The following is a 23170-nucleotide window of genomic DNA, read 5'->3' as shown; positions in this document are numbered from 1 at the left end:
CTTATCGCCCCGTCCCCGCGTATACGACGGCCTCTTCGGCGCCGCCCAGTTCGAACTTGTCGTGCACCGCGCGCACGGCCGCGTCCAGGTCGGTGTCGCGGCAGACCACGGAGATGCGGATCTCCGAGGTCGAGATGATCTCGATGTTGACGCCCGCGTCCGCGAGCGCCTGGCAGAAGTTCGCCGTCACGCCCGGGTGCGAGCGCATCCCGGCGCCGATCAGGGAGATCTTGCCGATGTTCTCGTCGAAGATGATCTTCTCGAAGCCGATCTCGGCCTGGTGCTTCTTCAGCGCGCCGGTCGCCTTCGGGCCGGCCTCCTTCGGCAGCGTGAAGGAGATGTCGGTGTGGCCGTTGCCGGCGGTCGACACGTTCTGCACGATCATGTCGATGTCGATCTCGGCGTCGGCGATGACCTGGAAGATCGAGGCGGCCGCGCCGGGCTTGTCCGGGACGCGGGTGACGGTGATCTTGGCCTCGGAGCGGTCGTGCGCGACGCCGCTGATGAGTGCTTGCTCCACGGGCAGCTCCTCCATGTAACCCGACACCATCGTGCCGGTCTTGGTCGAGTACGACGAACGGACGTGCAGCGGCATCCCGTACCGCCGGGCGTATTCCACGCTGCGCAGGTGCAGGATCTTGGCGCCGGAGGCGGCCATCTCCAGCATCTCCTCGAACGTGATCGTGTCGAGCTTCTTCGCGTTGGGCACGATCCGCGGGTCGGCCGTGAACACGCCGTCCACGTCCGAGTAGATCTCGCAGACGTCCGCGTTCAGGGCCGCGGCCAGGGCGACGGCGGTCGTGTCCGAGCCGCCGCGGCCGAGCGTGGTGATGTCCTTGGTGTCCTGGCTGACGCCTTGGAACCCGGCCACGATCGTGATGAACCCCTCGTCGAGCGAGGAGCGGATCCGGCCGGGCGTGACGTCGATGATGCGGGCGACCCCGTGCGCGGCGGTGGTGATCATGCCGGCCTGGGAGCCGGTGAACGAGCGGGCCTGGAAGCCGAGGTTGTTGATCGCCATCGCCAGCAGCGCCATGGAGATGCGCTCTCCGGCGGTCAGCAGCATGTCGAGTTCCCTCGGTTCGGGCAGGGGCGAGACCTGGGCTGCGAGGTCGAGCAGCTCGTCGGTGGTGTCACCCATGGCGGAGACGACGACGACGACGTCGTCGCCGCGCTTTCGCGTCGCGACCACTCGCTCGGCGACGCGCTTGACGCGCTCAGCATTCTCCACCGATGATCCGCCGTACTTCTGCACGACTAGCGCCACGGATTCCACCTCACTCGCTCGTGTCTGGGGTCACTCGGAGCCACCCGCGAGCGGGCGGCCACCTCACCTTAGCTGCGAGTACCGGTGTGTCGCCAGGTCGTTCTCGCTCCGGGGACACGAGAATCGGGCGGTGGCATGGAGATGGACAGGCATTGTGGCGGCGCTCACGACAGCGGTGCTGCTGGCCGTGGCGGGGTGCGGGACGGCCACGGCGGTCGACCAGACCGAGCAGGCGCCGAGGCGCGCGAGCGCCCAGGCGACGCTCATCGGCCGGGTCAGCAAGGCCCTCGACGCGACGTTCACCGCCGAGTACGCGTGGTCCGCGGGCGGTGTCGTCACGGTCTGGGCCGCGGAGGACGGCACGTGGCGCGTTGACGTGCCCGACTGGGCGCTCGGCGGCACGGTCGACGTGACGGTGGCCTGGACGACCGGCGGGTTCTTCCAGTGCGCCGCGGACCGGTGCGTGAAGCTCGCCGGGATCACCGGCGAGATCCCCCGGGCCTACGACCCGCGGGTGCAGCTGCCGTTCGTCGAGTGGCTCCCGCAGCTGCTCGACCGGCACCTGCCGTTCGCCGTCGCGCAGGAAGGCGACTGCTTCACCCTCACGCCGAACACGGTCGTGGTCGACACGCCGATCCCGCCCGGCGAATGGTGCCTCGACGCGGCCGGGACGATCCTGTCCGTCGCAAGCGGCGACTTCGGGACCCTCGAACTCGCCGCCCCGCCCGAGCCGGCGGCGGCCACGGTCGCGCTCCCCGGCGAGATCGTCGACGCCGAGCCGCTGGACCGCAAGGCGCCCGAGGAGCCGAGCCCGTCGGTCGACCCGTCCGCGACGGCCACGCCGGCTCCCGGCGCGACCCCGTCGCCGACGCCCGCCGCCGAAGGCGCCACAGAAGCGACCGAGGGCGCCACGGGAGCGTGAAGGCGCCTCAGGAGCGCCCGAAGGCACCACAGGAGAGTAAGGAAGCCGACACGAACCGCGGTTCCCACAGCCGCGCGTGGCACCATGAACGATGGCGCCCGTCCCGTCGGCGACGACGATGCCGCCGGACGCGACAGCGCCGCGACCGCAAGACGCCGCCCCGGAAGGCCCCGAGCGGACCCCGGCACGGGCGGCGCCACGACAGCAATCGAAGGAACGCGCATGACCGCAACCGCCGACCGCCACGCCCAGACCGCGGTCCCCATCCACCCGCTGCTCGCCTCCCGGCACTCCACCCGCGCCTTCGCCCCCGACGTCGACCTGACGGACGCCCAGGTCACCGCCCTTCTCGAAGCCGCCCGCTGGGCCCCAAGCTCCGGCAACACCCAGCCGTGGCGGTTCCTCCTCGCCAAGCGCGACACCGGCGAGTTCAAGCGCGTCGTCGACTGCCTCAACCCCGGCAACCGCGAATGGGCGTCGCACGCGTCCGCGCTGCTCGTGGCCGTGCGCACCGAGGCCAACGAGCGCGGCCCGCTCGGGCACGCCATGTACGACCTCGGGCAGGCCATGGCGCACCTGACGTTCCAGGCCGCCGCCGAAGGCCTCACCGTCCGTCAGATGGCCGGGTTCGACGCGGCCGCATTGGCCGCCGAGTTCGCGCTGCCCGAGACGCTGGTGCCGACCGCGGTGGCCGCGATCGGCGTCCCCGGCGACCCGGCCGCGCTGGCCGAGTCGGTGGCGGGCCCGGACCGGGCGCCGCGTGCGCGACTGGCGATCGAGGACCTGCTCATCAAGCCGTAGGGCGGCGGGCACGGGACCGCGGACCGGGCACGACGCCGGTCGCGGCGTCTCAGCCTTCACGCGTACGGTCCCAGCATTCGGGCATCGGTCTCGACCCGGGTCGCCGTCGCGGTGTAGGCTCCATGGGTCATGCGGTTCACGATGCTCCTTAGTCGCCGCGGCGGGGCCAACTAGGTCGGCTCCTCGTCGCGGGTTTTCGCATGCCGGCTGGCTCAGGCACCTACGGCTTCAGACCACCAGCGATCATCACAGGAGCATCCGTGACTTCCACGTCGTCCCAACGCACCGCGTTCTCCGACCGCGCCAAGCGGTACCAGCCTTACCAATCCCAGTTCAAGGTCGCCCTGCCCGACCGCACGTGGCCCGACAAGGTCACCGAGACGGCGCCGGTCTGGTGCGCGGTGGACCTGCGCGACGGCAACCAGGCCCTCATCGACCCGATGACCCCCGACCGCAAGAAGAAGATGTTCCAGCTGCTGGTCGACATGGGGTACAAGGAGATCGAGGTGGGCTTCCCCTCGGCCTCGCAGACCGACTTCGACTTCGTGCGGCTGCTGATCGAGCAGGACCTCATCCCCGACGACGTCACCATCCAGGTCCTGACCCAGTGCCGCGAACACCTGATCGAGCGGACCTTCGAGAGCCTGCGCGGCGCCAAGCAGGCCATCGTCCACTTCTACAACTCGACCTCGACGCTGCAGCGCCGCGTCGTGTTCGGCCTGGACAAGGACGGCATCACCGACATCGCGACGCAGGGCGCGCGGCTGTGCCTGAAGTACGCCGAGATGCACACCCCCGACACGGCGATCCGCTACGAGTACTCCCCCGAGTCGTACACCGGCACCGAGCTGGACTACGCCGTCGAGGTGTGCGGCAAGGTCGCCGAGGTCATCCAGCCGACCCCCGACTGGCCGCTGATCGTGAACCTGCCGGCGACCGTGGAGATGGCGACGCCGAACGTGTACGCCGACTCGATCGAGTGGATGCACCGCAACCTGCCGAACCGCGAGTCGCTGATCCTGTCGGTGCACCCGCACAACGACCGCGGCACCGGCGTCGCAGCGGCCGAACTGGCCGTCCAGGCCGGCGCCGACCGCGTCGAGGGCTGCCTGTTCGGCAACGGCGAGCGCACCGGCAACGTCTGCCTGGTGACGCTGGGCATGAACCTGTTCAGCCAGGGCGTGGACCCGGGCGTGGACTTCTCCAACATCGACGAGATCAAACGCGCCGTCGAGTACTGCAACCAGCTGCCGGTGCCCGAGCGGCACCCGTACGCCGGGGACCTGGTGTACACGGCGTTCTCCGGTTCGCACCAGGACGCGATCAAGAAGGGCTTCGCGCACCTGGAGGCCGACGCCGCCGCGGCGGGCGTCCCGGTGGACGAGTTCACCTGGGGCGTACCGTACCTGCCGATCGACCCGAAGGACGTGGGGCGCACCTACGAGGCGGTCATCCGCGTCAACTCGCAGTCCGGCAAGGGCGGCGTCGCGTACGTCATGCAGAGCGAGTACGGCTTCGACCTGCCGCGGCGCATGCAGATCGAGTTCAGCCAGGCGATCCAGCGGCACACCGACGCCTCCGGCAAGGAGGTCTCGACCGGCGAGATCCACGAGATCTTCCGGCGCGAGTACCACCCCGAGTACCAGCCGACGCCGCGCCTGGTCGTGGAGGACCACACCACCGCGCACGCGGGCGAGACGCTGACGCTGGACGCGCAGATCGTCCTGAACGGCGTGGAGCAGAAGGTCTCCGGCACCGGCAACGGCCCGCTCTCGGCCTTCACCGACGCGCTGAGCACGGTCGGCGTGGACGTGGAGGTCCTGGACTACGCCGAGCACGCCCTGTCGGCGGGCCAGCACGCCCAGGCGGCGGCCTACGTGGAATGCGCGATCGACGGCAAGACCGTCTGGGGCGCGGGCGTCCACCCGAACATCGTCCTGGCGACGATGCGCGCGGTCGCGAGCGCCTACAACCGGGCCTGACCCGCACGCGCAGGGGCGGACCGCTTTCGCGGTCCGCCCCTGCGGCGTCCCGCGACGGGCCGAGCGCGAGGCGGTCGGACGGCCCCGCAGCCGCCGAGCGCCGACGCCGCTCCGCTCAGGTCCTGACCATCGCGAGGACCGCCGGAGGGAACTCCGGGTGGGCCTGGCAGCTGCGGCGGTCGTACAGCACGCGCCGGCAGGACCAGAGCGCCCAGGTCACGACCGCGGCGGGCAGCGTGATCACGAGCAGCCCGTACTGCTCGGAGCGGAGCGTGAAGAGCACCATGCCGGAGAGGGACGCCAGGAAGCCGAGGAACCCCGAGACGATCATGGTGTCGCTCGGGCGGTGCAGCCGGAACCAGGTCCGCAGGAGCGCGATGTTGCCGACCGCCTGGAGCGCGGCGCCGGCGATCAGCAGGAGGCCGAGGAAGGCCGCGAAATGGTCGGCGTCGAGCACCCCGAAGAGGAAGAGCAGCAGCCCGGCGAGGACGCCCACGACGACGACCAGCGAGCTCGCGCTGCAGGCGACGACCGCCCCGACCAACAGGAGCCGCCCTCGCGGCCGCAGGGAGCCGAACGGGACCTGGTGGGGGCAGCGGACTTCCGGGGCCGCCGTCCGGTCGGTCCGGCCGACCGGAGCGGTCCATCCGGCCGCGGTGTGCCTCTCGGGCAGGGCGGCTTCGACGGTGATCACGGGAGTGCGCGGCACCGGTTCGGGCGTCGGTTCGTCCATCAAGGGCCTTCAGGTGCATGGAGGTCGAGGCCCCGCCCTGATGCGGCGGGACCTCGCCCATGCTAGGGAACACGGCCGACGCCGTCGCAGGTGGCATCGGCCGCCGCCCCGGGCGTCGATGCGGCCTTCGGCGACCGCGCGCGAACGCCCTCGGCGGTGCGGCGCGCCCGGCCCGTCACGCCTCGTGAACCGGCGCTCCGGGCGCTCCCGGGTTCGCGGGTAGGCTTGTGCCTCGTGTCAGCGCCCAATCTCGTCAACCTCGAAACCGTCTCCAAGGCCTACCCCGATCAGGTGGTCCTCGACGCGGTCTCCCTCGGCGTCGCCGTCGGTCAGCGCGTCGGCGTCGTCGGCCGCAACGGCGACGGGAAGTCGACGCTGCTGCGCCTCATCGCCCGCGTCGACGAGCCCGATTCGGGGCGGGTCGTGCACACCGGCGGCACCCGCCTCGCCGTCCTCGGCCAGACCGACTCGCTCGACGACGCCGCGACCGTCCGCGACGCCCTCTTCGGCGACGCCGACGCCCACGAGTGGGCGTCCGACGCGCGCACCCGCGAGATCCTCACGGGCCTGTTCGGCGGCCTCGACGCCCCCGGCCTGCCCGAAGGCCTCGACTCCCGGATCGGCGTGCTCTCCGGCGGCGAGCGCCGCCGCGTCGACCTCGCCCGGGTCCTCACCGACGACGCCGACCTGCTGCTCCTCGACGAGCCGACGAACCACCTCGACATCGAGGGCATCGCCTGGCTCGCCTCGTACCTGAACTCGACGCGCTCGGCGATCATCGTCGTCACGCACGACCGGTGGTTCCTCGACGAGATCTGCGACCACATCTGGGACGTCCAGCGCGGCGACGTGTTCGAGTACGACGGCGGCTACTCGGCCTACGTCCTCGCCCGCGCCGAGCGCGAGCGGCAGGCGAACGTGGCCGAGGAGAAGCGCCAGAACCTCATGCGCAAGGAGCTCGCGTGGCTGCGCCGCGGCCCCAAGGCGCGCACGTCGAAGGCGAAGTTCCGGGTGGACGCCGCGAACGAGCTCATCGCGAACGAGCCGCCGCCGCGCGACGCCGCCGAGCTGGTGAGCTTCGCGACCGGGCGCCTGGGCAAGACCGTGTTCGAGGCGAAGGACGTCACCGTCAAGGCCGGGGACCAGACGCTGCTCGAAGGCCTCGACTGGATCCTGGGGCCCGGCAAGCGGATCGGCCTGCTGGGGGTCAACGGCGCGGGCAAGACCTCGCTGCTGCGCACCCTCGCCAACGCGATCGACGACGTGCAGCCCGCCGCGGGACGCATCAAGGTGGGCCGCACCGTGAAGCTCGCGTGGCTGACCCAGCACATGGAGGACCTCGACGGGTCCTGGCGGGTGCTGGAGGCGGTCGAGGCCGTCGCGAAGCGGGTCCAGTTGGGCAAGAAGGAGATGTCGGCCGGGCAGCTCGCCGAGCGGCTCGGGTTCGTCGGCGGGCGGCAGCGCACGTTCGTGCGGGACCTCTCCGGCGGGCAGCGCCGCCGGCTCCAGCTGGCGCGGCTGCTCATGGCCGAGCCGAACGTGCTGTTCCTGGACGAGCCGACGAACGACCTCGACATCGAGACGCTGACGCAGCTCGAAGACCTGCTCGACGACTGGGCCGGGACGATGGTGGTCGTGAGCCACGACCGGTACTTCACCGAGCGGGTCGCCGACGAGACGTGGGCGCTGCTGGGCGACCGTCGGCTGCGGATGCTGCCGCGCGGCGTCGAGGAGTACCTGGAGCGGCGCGCGGACGTGGTGAAGACGGCGGTGTCGCAGGCGCAGGGCGCCGGCGGGGCGGCGGCCGCGAGCGCCGCGAAGTCGCCCGCGGCCGTGGACCGGGCGACGCAGAAGGAGCTGTCGAAGCTGGAGCGTCGCTTGGAGAAGGTCGAGGAGCGGATCGCCGTCGTGCACGCCGAGATGGCCGAGTCCGCGACGGACCCGGGGAAGCTCGCGGAACTGCAGGATCGGTTGACGGCGCTCGAGACCGAACGGGACGAGATCGAGGAGCGCTGGATGGAGCTCGCCGACTGAGGCCGTTTCGCCTTGGGGCGCTTAGGGTTCGATCCGGTTCAGGCGGCCTCGCCGTGGGTGCTTCAAGGCGCGTAGATATCGACGGAGCCGAATATTCTATCGGTTACGAACGCTCCCATACCGGTTGGTAACCGACTCTTCATTCACTGATTTATGGGTCTCTTCCAGGGGCTTCACAATTCGATGTGATTTCCCTAACCTCGGTTTGAAAGCCCGAAAGGGTCGGGTTCCACCGAACCGCCCCCTGCGCGTGGGTGCGCCCCGCTCTACCGCCTTACGCACCCCGCCGTCTGAACCGAGAGGGAGTACCCCCCTATGACCGTCTCGCACCAATCCGTCCGCCGCCTCGCGGCCGGCTCCGTGGCAGGCGTCGCCGTCCTCGGCACGCTCGCCTTCGGCGGCCTCGCCGCCCACGCCGATCCGGCCGTCCAGATCGTCGGCGCCGACGCCCCCGACGCCATCGACGGCGAGTACCTCGTCGTCATGGACGACGCCGCCGCCTACCGCGACGTCGACGAGATCGCCGACGACGCAGGCGCATCGATCATCGACGACTTCGACGAGGTCGAGACCGTCCTCGTCGGGGCCACCGAGGCCGAAGCGCTCGAGATGGCCGCCGCCGACGGCGTGGCCTTCGTCGAGCAGAACGCCGTCGTCTCGATCAGCGACGTCCAGCCCGGCGCGACCTGGGGCCTGGACCGCATCGACCAGCCGGACCTGCCGCTGAACGGGAACTACGAGTACTTCGGCGACGGCTCGGGCGTGCACGCCTACATCGTGGACACCGGCATCAACGCCTCGCACGGCGAGTTCGCCGGGCGCGTGGGCAACGGCCGCGACTTCATCCAGAACGACTCCACGCCGCAGGACGGCAACGGCCACGGCACCCACGTCGCCGGGACCGTGGGCGGCACCGCCTACGGCGTCGCCAAGAACGTCACCCTCCACGGCGTGCGCGTGCTGAACAACTCCGGCTCGGGCACCACCGCCGGGGTCGTCAACGGCATCAACTGGGTCGCCGCCAACGCGATCAAGCCCGCCGTGGCCAACATGAGCCTCGGCGGCGGCTTCTCGTCCTCGCTCAACAACGCGGTCGAGTCCGCTGTGGACGCCGGCGTGACGTTCGTCGTCGCGGCGGGCAACGAGAACCAGAACGCCTGCAACGTCTCCCCCGCCTCCGCGCCGTCCGCGATCACCGTGGCCGCCAGCGACCGGAACGACACCCGCGCGTCCTTCTCGAACTTCGGCTCGTGCGTCGACGTGTTCGCGCCCGGCGTGGGCATCACCTCCGCCTGGCACACCTCGAACTCCGCCACGAACACCATCTCGGGCACCTCGATGGCCTCCCCGCACGTCGCCGGGGCCGTGGCGGTCTACCTGGGCCTCAACCCGTCCGCGTCCACCGACGCCGTCGCCGCCTGGGTGACCGGCAACGCCGTGACCGACCGCATCGCCGACGCCAAGGGCAGCCCGAACCGGCTGCTGCACACCGGCACCGGCGACGGCGGGCCCGACCCGAGCGAGTGCGCGCAGACCAACGACACGTCCACGGCCATCGCCGACCGCGCCACCGTCAACTCGACCATGACCATGGACTGCGAGGGCGCGGCCAGTGCCACGAGCAAGGTGTCGGTGAACATCACGCACACCTACCGCGGCGACCTCGTGATCACCCTGATCGCCCCCGACGGCACCGGCTACCAGCTCAAGGCCTCCGGCTTCGACTCGGCCGACAACGTGATCGCGACCTACCCTGTGAACCTCTCCGGCGAGACCGCCTCGGGCACGTGGACCCTGCGGATCGCGGACGTCTACTCCGGCGACTCCGGCAGGCTCAACAGCTGGACGCTGGAACTCTGATGCCCCCCGCATAACTGAATAGCGGGTGCCCGCGGATCGGCCCTTCCCCCATTCACCGCGGCACGCGAGGAACCGGGGACGTCCTGGAACCGTCGCACCGGCACCCCTGCCGCGCCGAGGCCCGATCCGCGGCCCCGCACCCGCCCTCCCCGATGACCGATCCGTCCGACGACCGATCCCTTCCCACGACTGAGCCCTCCCCACGACTTCGGCGCCAGCCGGATCCGGTCCCCGCCACCACCCTCAATCCCGTTCCGGCACTGGACCGCCGGGACCACCCGAAGGGATCACCGTCCATGTCAACCAAGCAACGATCCATCGCGGCGGCCGCACTCGGCGTCGCCGCCTTCACCGCCATCGCCTTCACGGCCACCGCCGCCGAGGCCAAGCCTCCGACCGGCAGCATCGTCGGCGAGGACGCCGCCGACGCCATCGCCGGGGAGTACATCGTCGTCCTGGAGGAGGGCGCGTCCGTCGCCTCCGCCGTCAAGCACATCGAAGGCGAGGAGGTCGTCGAGACCTTCACGGAGATCGACGCGTTCCTCATGGAGTCCAGCGAGAACGAGGCGAAGGAACTCGCCGCCGTCGACGGCGTGGCCTTCGTCGAGCAGAACGCCGTCGTCTCGATCGACGCGACCCAGTCGAACGCCACCTGGGGCCTCGACCGGATCGACCAGCGCAACCGGCCGCTCTCGGGCACCTACACCTACAACTACACCGGTGCGGGCGTCCACGCCTACATCGTCGACACCGGCATCAACGCCTCCCACTCGCAGTTCAGCGGGCGCGTGGGCAACGGCCGGGACTTCATCCAGAACGACTCGACGCCGCAGGACGGCAACGGCCACGGCACCCACGTCGCCGGGACCGTGGGCGGCAGCATCCACGGCGTCGCCAAGAACGTCACCCTGCACGGCGTGCGCGTGCTGAACAACTCCGGCTCGGGCACCACCGCCGGGGTCGTCAACGGCATCAACTGGGTCGCCGCCAACGCGATCAAGCCCGCCGTGGCCAACATGAGCCTCGGCGGCGGGTACTCGTCGGCGATCAACAACGCGGTCGCCTCGGCCGTGGCCTCGGGCGTGAGCTTCGTAGTGGCGGCGGGCAACTCGAACGCCAACGCCTGCAGCTTCTCCCCGGCCTCCACGCCGTCGGCGATCACCGTCGGCGCGACCACCTCGACCGACGCGCGCGCGAGCTACTCCAACTACGGCTCCTGCCTGGACGTGTTCGCGCCGGGCTCGAGCATCACCTCCGCGTGGCACACGAGCTCGTCCGCGACCAACACGATCTCGGGCACGTCCATGGCCTCCCCCCACGTGGCGGGCGCGGTCGCACTGTACCTGCAGGCCAACCCGAACGCCTCGCCTTCGGCGGTGTCCTCGTGGATCACCTCGAACGCGACCACGGGCGTGGTGACCGGCGCGGGCGGCGGCAGCCCGAACCGACTGCTGCACACCCTCTGATCCGATGAGCGGTCCCCCACGGGACCGCCGAACCGACGGGCTGAAGCCTCGCGCTCCGTGAGCGCATCGCCTCAGCCCGTTTGTCTGTTTTGGAGCAAACGCTGGATTTGCTCGTTCATTGATCGATTGTTGGATTACTGGGGGTTTACACGGTTTGTTCGAAGCCTTAGGCTCACTCCCAAGGTCTGACGGCCCTTCGCCGAGCCGCTGGGCCCGGACGGGTGAAGCGGGCCGGGACTGGAGCCCGGTCCGCGCCGCCGGTCCGTTCCACCCTCCCCCCGGGACGGCCGCCCCAAGCAGCGGCACGCCCCGCACAACCGAAGGAGTTCCTCTTGTCAACGGCAGGAACGAAACGGCGTATCCGCACCGTTGCCGCGATCGGCATCGCGGCGGCGACGGCCGGAGGCTCGCTCGTCGCGGTCACCGCATTCGCCAACGCTGAAACGGCCGCCCCCGACGCCGCCGACCTCATCATCGGCGCCGACTCCCCCGACGCCATCCCCGGCGAGTACATCGTCGTCCTCGAAGAACCGGCCGGCGGACTGAACGCGCTCGCCGACGACCTCGGCGTGGACGTCGACGTCGAGGACGCCCTCGACCTCCTCGACGGCTACGTCGCCCAGATGAGCGAGGCCGAGGCCCTCGAGCTCGCCGCCGACGACGCGGTCGCCTACGTCGAGCAGAACCAGTACGCGCACCTCACCGAAGTCCAGACCGACCCGCCCTCCTGGGGCCTCGACCGCGTCGACCAGAGCGCGCTGCCGCTCGACCAGTCCTACGAGTACCACCTGACGGGCGCGGGCGTCGACGCGTTCGTCCTCGACACGGGCGTGAACGTCACCCACCAGGACTTCGCCGGCCGCGTCGGCGACGGCTACGACTTCATCGACCAGGACGCCGACGCGAGCGACTGCCACGGCCACGGCACCCACGTCGCCGGCACCATCGGCGGCAGCGGCTACGGCCTCGCCAAGGACGTCACGATCCGCCCCGTGCGGGTCCTCGACTGCGCGGGCTCCGGCTCGTACGCCGCGATCATCGGCGGCATCGACTGGGTCGCCGCGAACGCGGACGGCCCGGCCGTCGCCAACATGAGCCTCGGCGGCTCGTTCAGCCAGGCCCTCAACGACGCGATCGCCGCCGCGGTCGGCACCGGCGTGACCTTCGCGATCGCCGCCGGCAACGAGGGCCAGGACGCCTGCGCCGTCTCCCCCGGCTCCGAGCCGAGCGCGATCACCGTCGGCGCCACCAACGTGCGCGACGCCCAGACCACCTGGTCGAACTACGGCGAATGCGTCGACCTCCTCGCGCCGGGCAACGGCATCACCTCGGCGTGGATCGACGGCGACGACGCCGAGAACACCATCTCGGGCACCTCGATGGCGACCCCGCACGTCGCGGGCGTCGCAGCCCTGTACCTGGAGTCCCACCCGGACGCCGCCCCGGACGAGGTCGCGACCGCCCTCGCCGAGGGCGCGGTGGCCGGCGCCGTGTCGGACACCAAGGGCAGCCCGAACCTGCTGCTGAACACCGCTTTCCTGGGCTGACGCCCAGACGCGCGAAGCGGGGCCGGCGCCCATGGCGCCGGCCCCGCTCGCCGTATGCGGCCACGGGAGGTCAGCCCAGCGAGGCCAGCAGCTCGCGGCAGGCGCGCTCGCACTTGCGGCACTCCTCGGCGCACTTCGTGCAGTGCTCCATCCCCGAGTGCTCCGCGCACATGTCGCCGCAGGCCTTGCAGGCCGCGGCGCACGCCTCGAGCATGGAGCGGGTGATGTTGGCGTCGTAACCGGTGTGGCGCGAGAGCACCTGGCCGGTGGCGAAACAGATGTCCGCGCAGTCCAGGTTCGAGCGGATGCACTTCACGAGCATCGCGACGTCGTCCTCGCTGAGGCACGCGTCCGCGCACGCGGTGCAGGCCTGCGCGCAGGAGTAGCACTCCTGGATGCAGTCGGCGAGCTTCTGCCGATCGACCCCGCCGAGATCGGCCGGGTAGGTGCGCAGCATTTCTTCCACGAGAGTCATGGAATCTCCCCCTCTTGCGTCGGTGAGGGCACCGCAGGCCGCAGCGCCCGGAGGCCGGGCGGGTACCCGGCACGGGCCGCGCTATGCCCCTCGCCGCCGGGCGCCGTCGGCCTCGGCGGAACCGCGGGAACCGCGCACCGGGTCGAATCCGGGCGCAGACCGGGAACGGCACGGGTCGGGTAGCGTGATCGGTGCTGGGCGATCGCGCCGCCGGTGGCCGCTCGCGCCGCCGTCGCCGCGGATCGGTCGGCGCAGCCCTTGCACCCCGGACAGGGAGGCGAAGCCGCATGGCGAGCCCGGACGACAGCATGAGCCCGAATGACAGCGCGCAGCTGCAGATGATCGCCGACCAGATCGCGCTGGCGCGCCGCCAGTCCAAGGAACTGCAGATCATGATCGCCGAGAGCTCCGTCGCGGCCGAGGACGACACCGACGTCTCCCCCGAGAAGCGCGCGGCCTACCGCGAATCGCTCCAGGCCGAGGCCGCCCGGTGCGCGCTGATGATCTCCTACCTCGACGAAGCCCACGCCAAGATCATGAACGCCGCCAAGGCGCACCGTGACGCGGCCGAAGGCCAGGCCGACGAGTCGTGACCGCCGGGGACGGCTGGGAACTCGGCGCCGCGGCGGCGGTGACCGTCGCGTTCGCGGCCCGGTCGGGTAACGTCCATGACGCTGAGTGCCTGCGCACCGGCCGGTCGCCTCGGGGCGCGACGGCCGGTCCGCAGCGGTCGGCGACACCCTGTGCCCGCGAGCGGAAGGTACTCCCATGGCGTCCATCGACGAGGTCATCGCCTCGATCAGCGCGAACCTCGACTCGGTCAACGAACTCCAAGGACAGATCGAAGCGAGCAAGGCCCAGGTCGAGGAAGTGCTCGGGCAGGTGCAGTCCCTCGGCATCGAGGCGGCGGCCAACACCTTGAGCGTCAGCAAAGAGCAGCTGGAGGAGTCCAGCGCGATGGCGGCCGCCCTCGTGAGCAAGCTGGAGGAATCGCGGAACTCGGCCGAGACCGCGAAGCAGGCCTGAAGGACCGCAAGACGTCCGACGGGGACGGGGCCGCCGCGTCGCGGCGGCCCCGTCCCCGTGTTCGCTACATGTCGCGGTAGCGCTGGGCGGCCTTCAGGAGCGGCTCCAGGATCTCCGGGGTCACCTGGCGCGAGGGCGGGACGTTGTCGAAGCTGAACGTGTCGGTGAAGAAGACGCCGTAGGCCGGGGTGTCGCGCTGGAAGCGCCAGCCTTCGGCGAGCGGGCCGACGTCGTAGGCGTCGAAGCCGATCGCGTCGAGGAAGTCCGACACGGCCCGCTTCGCGGCCGGGTCGTCGCCCGCGATCGCGAGGACCGAACGCTCCGGGTCGCCGCTGGGGCGGGCCAGATCGGCGACGTGCCCGGCGTAGATGTTGTTGAAGCCCTTCACGACGCGCGACTCCGGCAGGTGGTCCTGCAGCAGCTCGCTGACCGTGGTGCGCTCGTCGTCGAGCGCCGCGAACCGGCCGTCGCGCTCCGGGTAGTAGTTGTTGGTGTCGAGGACGACCTTGCCGCGCAGCTCTTCCACCGGGACCGACCGGTAAGCGTGGAACGGGATCGTCACCACCACGAGGTCGCCCGCCGCGGCGGCCTCCGCGGGAGTCGCCGCGCGGGCCTGCGGCCCGAGCTCCGCCACGAGGTCGGCCAGGGTCTCCGGGCCGCGGCTGTTGCTCAGGACGACGTCATGTCCCGCCTTCACCGCGAGACGCGCGACCGCGCTGCCGATGTTGCCGCTGCCGATGAATCCGATAGTGCTCATACTCAGCGGTAACCGATGCGGGGACGGGGACATTCCGCCGTCCAGGGGTGACGAATGCCATCCGCGCGTCAGCGGTTGTACTTTTCCCACCACGTGAAGGCGCTCCGGTAGGCGGACGGGGTGTTGTCCGCGGCGTGGTCGGCGAGGCCGTTCTTCCCGTAGAAGTAGTCGTGGACCTGGCGCTGCGCGGGACCGGACATGTCGGTGTCGCCGACCGCGTTCGCGTGGATGTGGTACGAGAAGCCCTGCTCCGGGGTCCGCAGCCAGGCGGCGAAGCCGACGTCGCGCATGGCCTTCACGGTCTGCCAGCGCTGCGTGGCCGTCATCCCGCTGACGTTCACGTCGACGACGCCGCCGCCGTCGTGCGTGCCCGCCGAACTGGGGTTGCCGGTGTTGTAGGAGCCCTGCGTGAGGGTGATGCCCCACGAGAGCTTGGCGTCGGCGGCGGCGAGCATGTTCCTGGTGCGGGTGTTGACCCGCTTGCCGCCGTAGGAGTTCGTCGCGGATCCGATGTTGACGGTGCGGCTGACGGTGAACAGGCCGGTGTCCTGGCCGAGCTTGGCGAGCGAGGTCGGGCCGGGGATGCCGTTGGCGTCGAGGCCGCTGTAGCCGAGGGACCGCTGCCAGGCGGCGTAGGCGCTGATCGTGGAGGTGCCGTAGTGGCCGTCGACGTTCCCGGCGGCCAGGAAGTTCTCGGCGTCCAGGGCCTGCTCGACGACCTTGACGTGCGGTCCGGCGGTGAGCGTGGTGCCGGTGCCGGACTTGGGCGGGTCGACCATGGCGGCGACGAGCACGAGTTCCATGTCGACGGCGGCGGCGGCGTCGGCCGATCCGGCGGCGAACACGGCGGGCACGGTGGCGGCGCCGACGCCGCCGGCGGCCATGATCGCGCGGCGCAGGAGCCAGCGCCGCGAGCGGGTGCCGGGGGTATCGGCAGGCTGATCGGTCATGTCCTTGCGTCCCTTCGAGGCTGCGCACCGAGGAGTGATCGACGCGACGATCAAGTCATGTCACGGCACCATATCGAAGAAATCTTTCGTTGAGAAGTACCTCGATGAAACAAATCTCCAAATTCGAGCCGTCCGGTCCGGTCACCGCAGACCGCGGCACAGGCGTGTACACGCCGAAGGGGGGCGCGTGGCGGTCCGCGCGGCGTCGTGGTGTTCATCGGCTTCGGCTCGCCCGCTCGCCGGCGGGCGCTGGAGACGCTCGGGAACCTCGTGAAGGGCGGCCCCGCTGTGGCGGGGCCGCCCTTCACGAGGGTCGGGTCAGACGATGCGGTCGAGGATGAGCGGGCCGCGCTTGGCGGGCTCCGCGGCGATCGACCACTGGCCCGCGAGGGTCTCCTTCGCGGCGGCGAAGCGCTCGGGGGCGTCGGTGTGGAGGCGGAAGACCGGCTCGCCGGCCTTCACGGGCTCGCCGACGGCCTTGAGGATCTCGATGCCCGCCCCCGCCTGGACCGGCTGGCCCTGGCGTTCGCGGCCCGCGCCGAGGCGCCAGGCGGCCACGCCGACGGCGTAGGCGTCCATCGCCGCGACGAACCCGTCCGCGTCGGCGGTGATCGCCTCGGACTCGCGGGCGACCGGCAGCGGCGCGTCCGCGTCGCCGCCTTGGGCGGCGACCATCCGGCGCCACTTGTCCATCGCGCGGCCGTCGTTCAGGGCGGCGGCCGGGTCGGCGTCGGGCCGACCGGCGGCGGCGAGCATCTCCTTGGCGAGGGCCACGGTCAGCTCGACCACGTCCTCGGGACCGCCGCCGGCGAGGACCTCCACGGACTCGCGCACCTCGAGGGCGTTCCCCGCGGTGCGGCCCAGCGGGACCGACATGTCGGTGAGCAGCGCCCGGGTGTCGACGTCGTGATCCCCGCCGAGGCGGACCATGGTCTCGGCGAGCTCGCGCGCCTGCGCGAAGTCCTTCATGAACGCGCCCGAGCCGACCTTGACGTCGAGCACGATCGCGTCCGCGCCCTCGGCGATCTTCTTGCACATGATCGAGGACGCGATGAGCGGAATAGACTCCACAGTGGAGGTGATGTCGCGGAGGGCGTAGAGCTTCTTGTCGGCGGGCGCGAGGTCGCCGGTGGCGGCGCAGATGACCGCGCCGATCTCCTTGAGCTGCTCGACGACCCGGTCCTCGGTCAGGTCGACCCGGAAGCCGGGGATCGACTCGAGCTTGTCGAGCGTGCCGCCGGTGTGGCCGAGGCCCCGGCCGGACAGCTGCGGGACCGCGACGTCGAAGACCGCGACGAGCGGCGCCAGCGGCAGCGTGATCTTGTCGCCCACGCCGCCCGTGGAGTGCTTGTCCACGCATGGCTTGCCCACGGCCGCGAGGTCGAGGGTGATCCCCGAGCGGATCATCGCGGCGGTCCAGTCGGCGATCTCGCGCGGCTTCGCGCCGTTGAGGAAGATCGCCATCGCCAGGGCGGACATCTGCTCGTCGGCCACGGCGCCCTTCGTGTAGGCGTCGATGACCCAGTCGATCTGGGCGGTCGAGAGCTCGCCGCCGTCCCGTTTGGTGCGGATGACGTCGACAGCGGTGATCATCAGAGTTCCCTCACTACGTATTCGAGAGTCCGAAGGGGACGGCGGGGGCCGCCCGCCGCCCCCTCACAGGTAATCGGGGCCGAACGCGCCGGGGAGCAGGGCCCCCACCGTGGTCGGCTCGGGTGCGGCGTCCACCAGGCACTCGGGGCCGCCGTGCTCGTAGAGCAGCTGGCGGCACCGGCCGCAGGGGGTGAGGGGTTCGCCCGCGCGGTCGACGCAGGCGATCGCGACCAGGCGCCCGCCGCCGGTGGCGGCGAGCTGGGAGACCATGCCGCACTCGGCGCACAGCGTCAGGCCGAACGAGGCGTTCTCGACGTTGCAGCCGGAGACGATCCGGCCGTCGTCGACGAGACCGGCGACGCCGACCGGGAACTGCGAGTACGGCGCGTACGCGTGCCGCATGGCCTCGCGGGCCCGGTCGCGCAGTGCCTCCCAGTCGACGTCCGCATTGCTCTGCTTCATCGGTTACTTGTCCCCCGGGTTGTAGGGCACGCCGTCGGCCGCGGGGGCCTTGGCCCTGCCGATGAGCCCGGCGACGACCACGAGCGTGACCGCGTACGGGAGCATCTGGAGGAACTCGCCGGGCACCAGCGCCGAGCCGGAGGCGTCGAGGTCCTGGGCGATCTTCGTGGTGAAGCCGAAGATCAGGGCGCCGACGAGGACGCCGAGCGGGTTCCAGCGGCCGACGATCATGACCGCGAGCGCGACGAAGCCGAGCCCGGCGGTCATGTTCTTGTTGAACGCCAGCGAGTTCGCGATGGTGAAGAACGCGCCGCCGAAGCCGGAGATGAGTCCGGCTGCGGTGACGTTCCAGAAGCGGAGGCGGTTGACGGCCACGCCCATGGAGTCGGCGGCTGCCGGGTGCTCGCCGACCGCGCGGGTGCGCAGGCCCCACCGGGTGCGGTAGAGCAGGAACCAGATCGCGAAGACGAGGACCAGGCCGACGTACACGACCAGCTTCTGCTGGAACAGGACCGGTCCGATCACCGGGATGTCGGCCAGCGGGCCCCAGGTGAGGGTCGGGATGCCGTACGCGTCGTTGAGGCCCTCGGCCTTCTTCAGCTGGTCGTACATGAAGCTGGTGAAGCCCAGCGCCAGCAGGTTGAGGATGACGCCGACGACGACCTGGTTGACCTGGTACTTGGTGGCCAGGAGGGCCAGGAGCATGGTCGAGAGCGATCCGGCGAGCATCGCGCCGACCATGCCGGCGTAGACGTTGCCGGTGATGTTGGCGACCAGGACGCCGGTGAAGGCGCCCATGAGGAACTGGCCTTCGATGCCGATGTTGATGACGCCGGAGCGTTCGCACACGACGCCCGAGAGCGCGCCGAACAGGTAGGGGACGGCGAGGAAGAGCGCTCCGGCGAGGATCGACTCGGCGCGGAAGACCGCGCCGGGCTCCGAATAGGACCAGATCAGGATCGCCAGCACGAAGGCCGTCACGGCGGTGGCGCCGGCGGGCTTGAACCGGCGCTGCGGGATCCCGAGGACCATCCAGACGCCGATGGCGGCCGTGATCGCGCCGAGGGCCAGGACGATGCCTTGGGTGGGCAGGGCCCAGTCGAGGTCGGTGAGCGTCCGGTCGAAGGCGATGTGGGTGAGGCGGTCGTCCCCGAGCACCGCGAAGGCGATCGCGATGAGGAACAGGCCGAGGACGGCGTGGGTGACGCCGGCCTTCATGTGGCGCGCCGGGGCGCTCCCGCCGACGAACGCGGGCGGGACCTGCGTGTCCGTTGCCATGGGGTTCACCAGCCTTTCGCTTCGAGGGTGACCATGCCACCGCGCGGGGTGCGCAGGTGCAGGATCGCCTTGACCAGGGCCGGCGCGGCGATGAACAGCACGATGATCGCTTGGAGCAGCGTCGAGATGTCGACCGGGACGTCGGGCTGGGCCGACAGGGCCCCGGCTTTGAGCGCGCCGAAGAGGAGCGCCGCGGCGACGATGCCGCCGGGGCGGGCCCGGCCGAGCAGGGCGACGGTGATGCCGTCGAAGCCGTATTCCAAGGCGGTGTTGGTGGTGACGCCGGAGGAGCCGACGCCGAGCGACAGGGCCGCGCCCGCCAGGCCGGCGAGGCCGCCGGCGAAGGCCATGGTGCTGGCGTAGGTGCGGCCGACGTGCATGCCGGCGGTGGCCGAGGCGTGCGCGTTGAAGCCCACGGCGCGGATGCGGAACCCGAAGGTGGACCGGGAGAGCAGCCACCACGTGAAGACCGCGGCGGCGAGGCCGACGATGAGCGCCAGGTTGACCCGCAGCCCGGCGCCGAGCCAGCCGAGCAGCGTCGGCAGCGTCGCGGACTCGTCGACGGGCTTGGTGACCAGTTCGGACTTGGTCTCCGAGTGGAAGAAGCCGGTGCCGATGGCCCACACCAGGAAGAAGAACGCGATGTTGTTCAGCATGATCGAGGAGATGACCTCGTGCGCGCCCGTCGTGGCCTTGAGGACGCCCGGGATCGCGCCGAAGGCGGCGCCCGCGAGCGCGCCCGCGACGATCGCCAGCGGCAGGTGCACGACCGCCGGGAGGTTCAGGCTGAAGCCGACGGCGAGCGCGCCGAGCATGCCGAAGATCAGCTGGCCCTGCGCACCGATGTTGAACAGGCCGGCGCGGAAGGCCAGGCCGACGGCGAGGCCGGTGAAGATCAGCGGGGTCGCGTTCAGGAGGGTCTCGGAGATCGGCCGCAGCAGGTCGCCGAATTCGGCGGTGCCCGCCTGGAACCGCTCCAGGGTGTTCAGGTTGAGGATCGCGCCTTCGAAGAGCGCCAGGTACGAGTCGCGGACGAGGATCCACGAGGAGGTCAGGGCGTCTTGGGGGCGGGCGAAGAAGTAGGTGTAGGTGGAGCGGACGTTCTCGTCGGAGACGATGAGGAGGACCGCGCCGATGAGGAACGCCAGGAGCAGCGAGTAGACGGTGACCATGACCGAGTTGGCCTCGATCAGGTAGCGGCCGAAGAGCTGCGTGAAACCGGGTCGGGGCGGGGGGTTCTCCGCCGCATCGGGCTGCTCGGCCGGCGGGGTGGCGGTGTCGGTGCTCAACGGTCACCTCCATTGGCGTCGTCGTCGGGGCGGGTCCGGGGGTCGGTCTCGGCGTCGGCGTCGCCGCCGAGGTCGGCGCCGACCATGAGGCGGCCGATCACCTCGCGGGGCGTGTCGGGGGCGACCTCGCCGACGATGCGGCCGTTGTAGATCACGGCGATGCGGTCGGCGAGGGCGTAGATCTCGTCCAGTTCGGACGAGATGAGGAGGATGCCCGTGCCGGTGTCGCGTTCGGTGACGAGGCGGTTGTGGATGAACTCGGTGGCGCCGACGTCCACGCCGCGGGTCGGCTGCGCGGCCACCAGGAGCCGGCGGGGCCTGGAGAACTCGCGGGCGATGATGACCTTCTGCTGGTTGCCGCCCGACAGGGAGGCGGCGGGCTCGTCCGGTGACTGGGTGCGGATGTCGAACTCGGCGATGGAGTCGACGGCGCGCTTGCGGACCGCGGCGGCGTCGACGACGCCGTTCTTGGCGAAGGGCTCGTCGCGGTACTGGTTGAGCACGAGGTTCTCGGCGACCGAGAACTCGGTGACGAGGCCGTCGCGGCCGCGGTCCTCGGGGATGTAGCCGAGGCCGTCGGCGATGCGCCGGGCCGGGTCGTGGTGGTGGACGTCGGCGCCGTCGATCGCGATGTGGCCGGCGTCGGGCTTGAGGAGGCCGAGGATGCAGCGGGCCAGTTCGGTCTGGCCGTTGCCCTCGACGCCCGCCAGGCCGACGATCTCTCCTGAGTGGACATTCAGGTTGAGGCCGTCGAGGGCCTTGACCCCGGCGGCGTTGACGACGGTGAGGTCCTTGACCTCCAGACGGGGCTCGGCGGGCTCGGCGGGGGTCTTGTCGACCTGGAGGGTGACGGCGCGGCCGACCATCGCGGCGGCCATCTCGGCCTCGGAGGCGGTCGGCTCCAGTTCGGCGACGACCTTGCCGCGCCGGATCACCGTGATGGTGTCGGCGACGGCCTGGACCTCTTTGAGCTTGTGGCTGATGAAGAGGATCGAGGTGCCGCTCTCGGCGAGGGACCGCATGATGTCGAGCAGCTCGGCGATCTCGGCCGGGGTGAGCACCGCGGTCGGCTCGTCGAGGATGAGCAGTTCGGTCTTGGGCCCGGAGAGGGCCTTGACGATCTCGACGCGCTGCTGGACGCCCACGGGCAGGTCCTCGCAGATCGCGTCGGGGTCCAGCCGGAGGCCGTAGCGCTCCGACACGTCGAGCACGGCCTGCCGCGCGGCCTTGGCCGCGAGCACCCCTCCTGCGAGGGTGTGCTCGCGGCCCAGGTGCACGTTGTCCGCGACGCTGAAGGGCCCGACGAGCTTGAAGTGCTGGTGCACCATCCCGATCCCGGCGGCGATCGCGTCGCCCGGACCGGAGAAGGAGACCGGCTCCCCGTCGATGAGGATCTCGCCGCTGGTCGGCTTGAGGATCCCGTAGAGCATGTTCATGAGCGTCGACTTGCCCGCGCCGTTCTCGCCGAGGACGGCGTGGATCTGGCCGGGCTCGACCACGAGGTCGATGTCGTCGTCGGCGGTGAACGAGCCGAACTTCTTCGTCAGGCCCTTCAGTTCGAGTCGCAATTCGTGTCCTTCTGGCTTCGTTCCGCGCGACTAGCCGGCGGTGGGGCTGGCCGGCGACTCGACGACGAGCGTCCCGTCGATGATCTGCTGGGTCAGCGCGTCGATCTCGGCCTTGGTCTCGTCGGAGACGTCGTCCTCGAAGTCGTGGAACGGCGCGAGCGACACGCCGCCGTTCTCGAGGGTCCCGATGTAGGAGCCGGTGACGGCGTCCCCGCCCTGAGCGGCGTCGTAGGCGGCGAGCACGGAGTCCTTCACGGCGTTGGCCAGGCCCTTCTCGGCGCTGGTGATGATCTCCGAGCCGTAGTCGGTGGACTCGTAGCCGTCGGTGTCGACCCAGATCGCGGTGACCGCGTCGTCCTCGGCGGCGGCGGTCAGCGCGCCGATGCCGGCGGGGCCGGCGACCGGGAAGATGATGTCGGCGCCCTGCTCGATGAACGTGTCCGACTGGCTCTTGCCGTCGGTCGCGGACTCGAAGCCGTTGATGAAGGTGCCTTCCTGGGCCTCGACGTCCCAGCCGAGGAGCTGCACGTCGGTGCCCTTGTCCTCGTTGTGCTTCGCGATGCCCCGGGCGAAGCCGTCCATGAAGATGGTCACCGGCGGGATCTGGAGGCCGCCCCAGGTCGCGACCGTGCCCGTCTGGGTCTGGGCGGCGGCGACGTACCCGGCGAGGAAGGCCGACTGGGCGGTGTCGAACTGGATCGAGTAGACGTTCTCGACCTCGGAGAAACCGTCGACCGTGGCGAACGAGACGTCCGGGTTGGCCGTGGCGATGGCGTTGACGTTCTCGGTCATGAGACCGCCGACGCCGACGATGAAGTTGCAGCCGTCGTCGACCGAGGACTGGAGGTTCGGGTCGTAGTCGGTCTCCGAGGAGGACTCCTTGAAGTCGACCTTGATGTCGTCGTTCTCCTCCTCGGCGGCCAGCATGCCGTTCCAGGAGGACTCGTTGAAGGACTTGTCGTCGACGCCGCCGGAGTCGGTGACCATGCACGCCAGGAACGACGCGTCGGCGTTGTCGTCGCCGCTGTCGGACGGCGCTTCACCGCACGCGGCAACGGCGGCGAGGCCCACTGCGGAAAGGCCCACCAGGGCGAGCTTGTACGGCTTCACAGCCATCTCGGTCTCCTTTGACAATCCAAGGGGTAAGTCGATACCCGCAT

The 23170-nt window shown here is 70.7% G+C and carries 20 protein-coding genes; 9 read left to right on the top strand and 11 right to left on the bottom strand.

Annotation, left to right across the window (positions count from 1 at the left end; translation table 11 throughout):
- Position 1 precedes the first annotated feature (1 nt).
- Positions 2-1267, bottom strand: a complete 1266-nt coding sequence (locus K3N28_RS11045; protein ID WP_308062137.1) for an aspartate kinase — start codon at positions 1265-1267, stop codon at positions 2-4.
- A gap of 154 nt (positions 1268-1421) precedes the next feature.
- On the opposite strand from K3N28_RS11045, the gene K3N28_RS11040 reads away from it, so the two are divergent.
- From K3N28_RS11040 to leuA, 3 genes are all read left to right on the top strand, one after another.
- Positions 1422-2189: a hypothetical protein gene (locus K3N28_RS11040; RefSeq protein WP_228092587.1), complete on the top strand. Its 768-nt coding sequence runs from the start codon at positions 1422-1424 to the stop codon at positions 2187-2189.
- A gap of 222 nt (positions 2190-2411) precedes the next feature.
- Positions 2412-2990 (top strand): nitroreductase family protein, encoded by a 579-nt coding sequence (locus K3N28_RS11035; RefSeq protein WP_228092586.1) that lies wholly within the window; start codon positions 2412-2414, stop codon positions 2988-2990.
- Positions 2991-3190: 200 nt separating this feature from the next.
- Positions 3191-4972 carry a 2-isopropylmalate synthase gene (gene leuA, locus K3N28_RS11030; protein ID WP_374209741.1) on the top strand — a complete coding sequence of 594 codons (1782 nt, stop codon included), beginning with the start codon at positions 3191-3193 and terminating at the stop codon, positions 4970-4972.
- Between the two features lie 115 nt (positions 4973-5087).
- Here the strand turns inward: leuA and K3N28_RS11025 are convergent, their stop codons facing one another.
- Entirely contained in the window at positions 5088-5705 is a 618-nt protein-coding gene (locus K3N28_RS11025) for a hypothetical protein (RefSeq protein WP_228092584.1), read from the bottom strand.
- Positions 5706-5939: 234 nt separating this feature from the next.
- On the opposite strand from K3N28_RS11025, the gene K3N28_RS11020 reads away from it, so the two are divergent.
- The 4 genes from K3N28_RS11020 to K3N28_RS11005 all read left to right on the top strand — a co-directional run bounded on the left by K3N28_RS11020 (position 5940) and on the right by K3N28_RS11005 (position 12612).
- On the top strand, positions 5940-7739 hold the full coding sequence (locus K3N28_RS11020) for an ABC-F family ATP-binding cassette domain-containing protein (protein WP_228092583.1): 1800 nt from the start codon (positions 5940-5942) through the stop codon (positions 7737-7739).
- 315 nt (positions 7740-8054) lie between these two features.
- The gene (locus tag K3N28_RS11015; RefSeq protein ID WP_228092582.1) at positions 8055-9599 is read left to right on the top strand and encodes a S8 family serine peptidase; all 1545 of its coding nucleotides are present in this window, start codon (positions 8055-8057) and stop codon (positions 9597-9599) included.
- A 296-nt stretch (positions 9600-9895) separates the two neighbouring features.
- Positions 9896-11065 carry a S8 family peptidase gene (locus tag K3N28_RS11010; RefSeq protein WP_228092581.1) on the top strand — a complete coding sequence of 390 codons (1170 nt, stop codon included), beginning with the start codon at positions 9896-9898 and terminating at the stop codon, positions 11063-11065.
- Positions 11066-11397: 332 nt separating this feature from the next.
- The gene (locus K3N28_RS11005) at positions 11398-12612 is read left to right on the top strand and encodes a S8 family peptidase (RefSeq protein ID WP_228092580.1); all 1215 of its coding nucleotides are present in this window, start codon (positions 11398-11400) and stop codon (positions 12610-12612) included.
- Positions 12613-12682: 70 nt separating this feature from the next.
- Here the strand turns inward: K3N28_RS11005 and K3N28_RS11000 are convergent, their stop codons facing one another.
- Positions 12683-13087 carry a four-helix bundle copper-binding protein gene (locus tag K3N28_RS11000; RefSeq protein ID WP_228092579.1) on the bottom strand — a complete coding sequence of 135 codons (405 nt, stop codon included), beginning with the start codon at positions 13085-13087 and terminating at the stop codon, positions 12683-12685.
- 308 nt (positions 13088-13395) lie between these two features.
- Between K3N28_RS11000 and K3N28_RS10995 the strand changes: the two genes are divergently transcribed.
- Together K3N28_RS10995 and K3N28_RS10990 are read left to right on the top strand one after the other, a co-directional pair.
- The gene (locus K3N28_RS10995) at positions 13396-13680 is read left to right on the top strand and encodes a hypothetical protein (RefSeq protein ID WP_228092578.1); all 285 of its coding nucleotides are present in this window, start codon (positions 13396-13398) and stop codon (positions 13678-13680) included.
- Positions 13681-13855: 175 nt separating this feature from the next.
- Positions 13856-14113 (top strand): hypothetical protein, encoded by a 258-nt coding sequence (locus tag K3N28_RS10990; RefSeq protein WP_228092577.1) that lies wholly within the window; start codon positions 13856-13858, stop codon positions 14111-14113.
- Positions 14114-14177: 64 nt separating this feature from the next.
- Here the strand turns inward: K3N28_RS10990 and K3N28_RS10985 are convergent, their stop codons facing one another.
- The 8 genes from K3N28_RS10985 to K3N28_RS10950 form a co-directional block, all read right to left on the bottom strand.
- Positions 14178-14870, bottom strand: coding sequence for an NADPH-dependent F420 reductase (locus K3N28_RS10985; RefSeq protein ID WP_228092576.1), 693 nt, complete (start codon positions 14868-14870; stop codon positions 14178-14180).
- 68 nt (positions 14871-14938) lie between these two features.
- Complete coding sequence (locus tag K3N28_RS10980; protein ID WP_228092575.1) at positions 14939-15820, bottom strand: peptidoglycan-binding protein; 882 nt, start codon at positions 15818-15820, stop codon at positions 14939-14941.
- Between the two features lie 318 nt (positions 15821-16138).
- Entirely contained in the window at positions 16139-17413 is a 1275-nt protein-coding gene (locus tag K3N28_RS10975; protein ID WP_228092574.1) for a thymidine phosphorylase, read from the bottom strand.
- A 63-nt stretch (positions 17414-17476) separates the two neighbouring features.
- A complete protein-coding gene (locus tag K3N28_RS10970; RefSeq protein ID WP_255640270.1) occupies positions 17477-17875 on the bottom strand; it encodes a cytidine deaminase in 399 nt (132 codons plus the stop codon).
- A gap of 3 nt (positions 17876-17878) precedes the next feature.
- Positions 17879-19153: an ABC transporter permease gene (locus K3N28_RS10965; RefSeq protein WP_228092573.1), complete on the bottom strand. Its 1275-nt coding sequence runs from the start codon at positions 19151-19153 to the stop codon at positions 17879-17881.
- A 5-nt stretch (positions 19154-19158) separates the two neighbouring features.
- The gene (locus K3N28_RS10960; RefSeq protein WP_228092572.1) at positions 19159-20442 is read right to left on the bottom strand and encodes an ABC transporter permease; all 1284 of its coding nucleotides are present in this window, start codon (positions 20440-20442) and stop codon (positions 19159-19161) included.
- Complete coding sequence (locus K3N28_RS10955; protein WP_228092571.1) at positions 20439-22010, bottom strand: ABC transporter ATP-binding protein; 1572 nt, start codon at positions 22008-22010, stop codon at positions 20439-20441. Before K3N28_RS10955 ends, K3N28_RS10960 begins: the two co-directional genes overlap by 4 nt.
- Before the next feature lie 30 nt (positions 22011-22040).
- Positions 22041-23126: a BMP family protein gene (locus K3N28_RS10950; RefSeq protein ID WP_228092570.1), complete on the bottom strand. Its 1086-nt coding sequence runs from the start codon at positions 23124-23126 to the stop codon at positions 22041-22043.
- Positions 23127-23170 lie beyond the last annotated feature (44 nt).

This window comes from Glycomyces sp. TRM65418 (assembly GCF_019710475.1).
GTDB lineage: Bacteria > Actinomycetota > Actinomycetes > Mycobacteriales > Micromonosporaceae > Glycomyces.
This window is presented reverse-complemented; position numbering and strand designations above follow the sequence as displayed.

What these genes read in the sequence shown, in the direction of transcription:
- K3N28_RS11035 (WP_228092586.1), top strand. Translation starts at nt 2,412, where the DNA reads ATGACCGCAACCGCCGACCGCCACGCCCAGACCGCGGTCCCCATCCAC.
- leuA (WP_374209741.1), top strand. Translation starts at nt 3,191, where the DNA reads ATGCCGGCTGGCTCAGGCACCTACGGCTTCAGACCACCAGCGATCATC.
- K3N28_RS11025 (WP_228092584.1), bottom strand. Translation starts at nt 5,705, where the DNA reads ATGGACGAACCGACGCCCGAACCGGTGCCGCGCACTCCCGTGATCACC.
- K3N28_RS11015 (WP_228092582.1), top strand. Translation starts at nt 8,055, where the DNA reads ATGACCGTCTCGCACCAATCCGTCCGCCGCCTCGCGGCCGGCTCCGTG.
- K3N28_RS11010 (WP_228092581.1), top strand. Translation starts at nt 9,896, where the DNA reads ATGTCAACCAAGCAACGATCCATCGCGGCGGCCGCACTCGGCGTCGCC.
- K3N28_RS11000 (WP_228092579.1), bottom strand. Translation starts at nt 13,087, where the DNA reads ATGACTCTCGTGGAAGAAATGCTGCGCACCTACCCGGCCGATCTCGGC.
- K3N28_RS10995 (WP_228092578.1), top strand. Translation starts at nt 13,396, where the DNA reads ATGAGCCCGAATGACAGCGCGCAGCTGCAGATGATCGCCGACCAGATC.
- K3N28_RS10990 (WP_228092577.1), top strand. Translation starts at nt 13,856, where the DNA reads ATGGCGTCCATCGACGAGGTCATCGCCTCGATCAGCGCGAACCTCGAC.
- K3N28_RS10985 (WP_228092576.1), bottom strand. Translation starts at nt 14,870, where the DNA reads ATGAGCACTATCGGATTCATCGGCAGCGGCAACATCGGCAGCGCGGTC.
- K3N28_RS10980 (WP_228092575.1), bottom strand. Translation starts at nt 15,820, where the DNA reads ATGACCGATCAGCCTGCCGATACCCCCGGCACCCGCTCGCGGCGCTGG.
- K3N28_RS10975 (WP_228092574.1), bottom strand. Translation starts at nt 17,413, where the DNA reads ATGATCACCGCTGTCGACGTCATCCGCACCAAACGGGACGGCGGCGAG.
- K3N28_RS10970 (WP_255640270.1), bottom strand. Translation starts at nt 17,875, where the DNA reads ATGAAGCAGAGCAATGCGGACGTCGACTGGGAGGCACTGCGCGACCGG.
- K3N28_RS10965 (WP_228092573.1), bottom strand. Translation starts at nt 19,153, where the DNA reads ATGGCAACGGACACGCAGGTCCCGCCCGCGTTCGTCGGCGGGAGCGCC.
- K3N28_RS10950 (WP_228092570.1), bottom strand. Translation starts at nt 23,126, where the DNA reads ATGGCTGTGAAGCCGTACAAGCTCGCCCTGGTGGGCCTTTCCGCAGTG.